The sequence below is a fragment of the Anaerovibrio sp. genome, from assembly GCF_024697385.1.
Taxonomy (GTDB): domain Bacteria; phylum Bacillota; class Negativicutes; order Selenomonadales; family Selenomonadaceae; genus Anaerovibrio.
On the sequence record NZ_JAILFV010000011.1, the window covers coordinates 1 to 4,352 of the forward strand.

7 protein-coding genes are annotated in these 4,352 nt (G+C 41.5%); 3 read left to right on the forward strand and 4 right to left on the reverse strand.

The genetic code is table 11. The annotated features are described in order from the left end of the window. Window positions 1-35 precede the first annotated feature (35 nt). On the reverse strand, window positions 36-596 hold the full coding sequence (locus K6C05_RS00705; protein ID WP_296730359.1) for a DJ-1/PfpI family protein: 561 nt from the start codon (window positions 594-596) through the stop codon (window positions 36-38). 255 nt (window positions 597-851) lie between these two features. Then, the gene (locus tag K6C05_RS00710) at window positions 852-1,106 is read right to left on the reverse strand and encodes a hypothetical protein (protein ID WP_296730362.1); all 255 of its coding nucleotides are present in this window, start codon (window positions 1,104-1,106) and stop codon (window positions 852-854) included. A 405-nt stretch (window positions 1,107-1,511) separates the two neighbouring features. Between K6C05_RS00710 and K6C05_RS00715 the strand changes: the two genes are divergently transcribed. The 3 genes from K6C05_RS00715 to K6C05_RS00725 are packed head-to-tail and all read left to right on the forward strand — an operon-like array spanning window position 1,512 to window position 3,521. Further along, entirely contained in the window at window positions 1,512-2,393 is an 882-nt protein-coding gene (locus tag K6C05_RS00715) for an EamA family transporter (protein ID WP_296730364.1), read from the forward strand. Window positions 2,394-2,414: 21 nt separating this feature from the next. Next, window positions 2,415-3,059, forward strand: a complete 645-nt coding sequence (locus tag K6C05_RS00720; RefSeq protein ID WP_296730366.1) for a class I SAM-dependent methyltransferase — start codon at window positions 2,415-2,417, stop codon at window positions 3,057-3,059. Window positions 3,060-3,110: 51 nt separating this feature from the next. Then, window positions 3,111-3,521 (forward strand): TIGR04076 family protein, encoded by a 411-nt coding sequence (locus K6C05_RS00725; RefSeq protein WP_296730367.1) that lies wholly within the window; start codon window positions 3,111-3,113, stop codon window positions 3,519-3,521. A gap of 283 nt (window positions 3,522-3,804) precedes the next feature. On the opposite strand, the gene K6C05_RS00730 is transcribed toward K6C05_RS00725, so the two are convergent. Further along, window positions 3,805-4,086 carry a hypothetical protein gene (locus tag K6C05_RS00730; protein WP_296730369.1) on the reverse strand — a complete coding sequence of 94 codons (282 nt, stop codon included), beginning with the start codon at window positions 4,084-4,086 and terminating at the stop codon, window positions 3,805-3,807. A 66-nt stretch (window positions 4,087-4,152) separates the two neighbouring features. Beyond that, the coding region (locus K6C05_RS00735) for a DUF1294 domain-containing protein (protein ID WP_296730370.1) at window positions 4,153-4,352 on the reverse strand (200 nt) is incomplete at its 5' end.

The following is a 4,352-nucleotide window of genomic DNA, read 5'->3' on the forward strand; positions in this document are numbered from 1 at the left end:
GGATTAATTCTACATGTGTATTCACATAACTGATTTTAGCCAAGAATCTTTAAAAATTCTTTGCAGATAGCTGTATTGCCCGGCCAAGCTGGTGAGGTTACAAGGTTACCATCAACAACTGCCTTATCTGCATCTACATCCTGGAAGTTTCCACCGGCAACTGTTACATCAGGTCCTACAGCCGGATAAGCAGTGAGGGTACGCCCCTTGACCACATCTGCAGCGGTAAGTACCTGTATGCCATGACAAATAGCAGCTACAGGCTTATTGTTATTCATAAAATACTTTGTGATATTTATCACCTTCGGATCAAGGCGTATGTATTCCGGAGCACGACCACCAGTAATATACAGGCCATCATAATCTTCTGCTGCAACATCGTCAAAAGTAGCATTTAGGATAAATAAATGACCTGGCTTTTCTGAATAAGTTTGATCCCCTTCAAAATCATGTATAGCAGTCTTAATAGCTTCGCCGCATTTCTTTCCAGGACATACTACATCCACCTGTACACCTGCAACACCTAATGCCTGGAAAGGAACCATTACCTCATAATCCTCAGCGAAATCCCCTGCCAACATAAGTACCTTTTTCATACTTGGTCTACCTCACTTTCTAAAACATACAAACTCCTCCGTGAGAGTTCATATCCCCATAATCTCTCACGACTACACGGTGTATATTCTAGAAAGCTATTACTTAATCCTGCAAATTTTCAGAATATTTCAACTGGGCAGCTTTAACTATTTCCCCACCGGATTGTTAATGTCAGGGCCGTCTACAGAGCAGGAGATTTCCTGCTCCAGGGAAACAGCATTACAGCTCAGAGGAGCTGCGTATTTTACTTCATCTCAATATTTTTTCGATATTATTTCCTTTGGGGTACGGTATGTACCAAGCAGCATGCTTTCTATCTTCCCGCAGGCCTTCAATATGGCGTCAAAGCTTATTCCCTCCGGCACCTCATCATTATTGTCGAGATAATGCTTTATAAAATCAAACAACTGGGATGTAAATTTTGTAGACCGGAATTTTTTGATATTGTTATATAATTCATCAATTTCTTCTATTTTAAACGGTGAAATTTGGTATGTCCTGTTACTCATTTTTCTCCCTCCTCAGCATATTGTGCAGATCAGCATGGCCACGCTATTAATGTCAGCTAATAAGTATCCTTTTACTTCATTTTATACTCACCAATATTTTTTGCCATATCTAGCTGGGCAAAAAAACGCCCTGCCGGAGGACCTGTATTCTCCAACAGGGCCGTGAGTAATTTACCTGCACAAGAGGAAAAGACTTGGCTGACATATAAACAGACCATCTTTTTACAAAACACTGAAGCTGCATCAGCAATTGGAAATGAACGGCAGTAGACCGTTACCACATTATATATTTTTCTGCTATTATATAGGTGTGAATAAATAGATTTTTGACAAGGTATAATCCCCTTCTCCTACAGGTGGGGAACATCAAACTATTATAACCATACTTAATTGGAGATCATGTATATGACGAACAGAAGCAAGGGCCTATTCATGGTCAGCTTTGGTGCTTCAATGTGGGGTGGCAGCGGAGTGGCCGGTCAGTATCTGTTGCAGGACTGTGGTTTTTCCACTGAATGGCTGGTAGTATCCCGTATGATTTTGTCAGGTATAATCCTGCTTTTAGCTGATCGGCTTATATACAGGAAAAGCCTCTTTTCCATCTGGCATGACAGGAAGGATGCTTGGGAGGTACTGCTTTTTGCTGTATTTGGAATGTTGGCCGTACAATATACATATTTCGCCTGCATCAAACACGGAAATGCTGCAGCAGCTACTGTGCTTCAATACCTTATGCCAGTATTCATAATAATTTACATAACATTAAGTACCAGAAAACTGCCTAGATTAATTGAAATAATATGCGTTTTCATGGCAATGACCGGAACCTTCCTGCTGGTAACCCATGGCCGGCTGGACTATTTATCCATTTCACCTACAGCCATATTCTGGGGGTTACTGTCTGCAGTTGCGGCAGCCTTTTATACAGTACAACCCAAAAGACTTATACGGAAATGGCGCGCCCCCTTAATAATTGGTTGGGGAATGCTAATTGGTGGCATTATGCTGATGCCCATTAATCCACCCTGGCAATTCACAGGTAATTGGACTATTGGCACCGGACTTATATATACCTATATTATTATCTTTGGTACTGTATTGGCGTTTGGTTGCTACCTTGGCAGCATAAAACATATCCAACCTTCAGAGGCCAGTATTTTAGGTTCCCTGGAACCACTATCCGCAATTATTTTATCCATACTATTCTTAAATACAAGCTTTGGGTTAATTGATATAATTGGTACAGTGCTAATAATCGGAACAGTATTTCTTCTGGCACACAAATAAAACAGCGTTTGGAGATTAAACATGAGAACATCGGAAAGTTATAAGGAATTATCAAAAAAAGAATTTACACGGGCTGCTGATAAATATGAAACAGCTCATGCAGGTGTGTATAATATCTGCAAAAAGGATTATCCTGACATTTTGGCAGAAATAGAGAAGGAACCATTTACAGACTTATTGGATGCCGGATGCGGCACGGCTCCTATGCTGTCATTGCTTACAGATCGGTTTCCGGAAGCTCATTTCACGGGTATTGATCTGACCCCTAAAATGATAGAGGCAGCCAAGGCGAAAAAACTCCCAAACACAACCTTTGTCTGCGGTGATTGTGAGCGGTTACCCTTCGAGGCTGAAGCCTTCGATGTGATTATCTGCTCGCAAAGCTTTCACCACTATCCGAATCCACAGGAGTTCTTTAAAAATGTCAAACGCTGCCTGCGGATAGGCGGACGGCTAATACTTCGGGATATGACTATGGGAACGGGTATCCTCCACTGGTTTGTAAATACGATTGAGCTTCCCTTCCTCAATTTTCTTGGATATGGTGATGTACATTGTTACAACCAAAAGGAATTGCAGGTTCTCTGCGACGAATCAGGTCTTATACTGGAAAGCTGTGAAAAGCGTAAGGGCCTGAAGTTGCACGCTGTCATACGAAAAGCATAACCAGGTATATCCGGATTACGAAAAAAAGACTTTTATTTCGGGGTGATAAAAATGCAACATGAATGCAAAATAACTGTTTTGGAAACGAAAGTATTTCCAGAGTACCAAGAAAAATATCTCGCCAACCCTAAATCGGGACCTTGCCCATGCTTTAAGGCAGGGGATACTTTCTTGCTAAAAAGGACCCCCGAAAAAGATGATTTCTATAATCTAATGAACGGCAAATTCTGCGGTGAGGCATGGGATGCCATCAGCCGTTATGTTTATACTGCTCTGCAGGGTGGTTCAATCATGCATAAATGGACCAATGACGAGCGGATGATGATTGCCTGCTGCAACGATGGAACACGCCCTGTTATTTTTAAGATTGAGCGCATTGACATTCCCGAAACAGAAGATGAGCGAAAATGGCTGGACAAGCAAAACTTCAAAAACGATTCTGAAAATGCCTACACGGGATAATTGTTGAAATGCGGTTCTTTTGCCCATATGACCCAAAATGAAGAATCATTCAACCAACTAATGCAGGGAGACATTCTCAGGAATCTGATATTATTCATCACTATCTCTAAAATAAGCTACAATTAATGGACTGAGTATCAACAGCAGGGTTGAGCCAATCATAACGAAAGCAGCAGTATTCCTGCAATCTACGGAGCGCCAACCTAAGAAAATCCCTTACTATAATCATATAATTTCTGTAATGCTTGCCACTTCTGCACCACTACACAAATTCCTTTTTATCTCATAGCTGAAAGCCACAAGCCGTTACCGGAAGTACATTCCCCTGCAATATTGTATTTGCCTGTTCTTTATACTTAGATGAAACCTCAATGCGAAAAACATACTGCTTTTTAGTTCCCCATATATTTCCGGGTTTGAGATGACTACAGCATCCTGCAACCGGTGCTTCCTCAGACTCAAAGGGAGTGTATTCTATTCCGTTTGACTCCAACAGCTTTCTGGCTTTCAACCAATCATCCTTATCCCTTGAAAGATATACTACTGCCTTTCGCCAACCTAACATATTAATCCCTCCCATACCTGATAACACTACACAAGTGAAAATAATGATACAAAGTGATCATCTATCTTACCTGGATGCATGAAGGCAAAGCACTCCGATTACCTGCAGCAGCAGTATAGCCGGAACACCATATTTGAATTTAAGATGCAGTGTTTTGTGATGGAATAATGACATAGCAAACAATGCCCCTACGCTGCCTCCTATTACGGCAACGGCCAACAGCGTCTTTTCCGGCACTCTCCATCTATTACGGATGGCACATAGCT

What these genes read in the sequence shown, in the direction of transcription:
- K6C05_RS00710 (WP_296730362.1), bottom strand. Translation starts at nt 1,106, where the DNA reads ATGAGTAACAGGACATACCAAATTTCACCGTTTAAAATAGAAGAAATT.
- K6C05_RS00725 (WP_296730367.1), top strand. Translation starts at nt 3,111, where the DNA reads ATGCAACATGAATGCAAAATAACTGTTTTGGAAACGAAAGTATTTCCA.
- K6C05_RS00715 (WP_296730364.1), top strand. Translation starts at nt 1,512, where the DNA reads ATGACGAACAGAAGCAAGGGCCTATTCATGGTCAGCTTTGGTGCTTCA.
- K6C05_RS00720 (WP_296730366.1), top strand. Translation starts at nt 2,415, where the DNA reads ATGAGAACATCGGAAAGTTATAAGGAATTATCAAAAAAAGAATTTACA.
- K6C05_RS00705 (WP_296730359.1), bottom strand. Translation starts at nt 596, where the DNA reads ATGAAAAAGGTACTTATGTTGGCAGGGGATTTCGCTGAGGATTATGAG.
- K6C05_RS00730 (WP_296730369.1), bottom strand. Translation starts at nt 4,086, where the DNA reads ATGTTAGGTTGGCGAAAGGCAGTAGTATATCTTTCAAGGGATAAGGAT.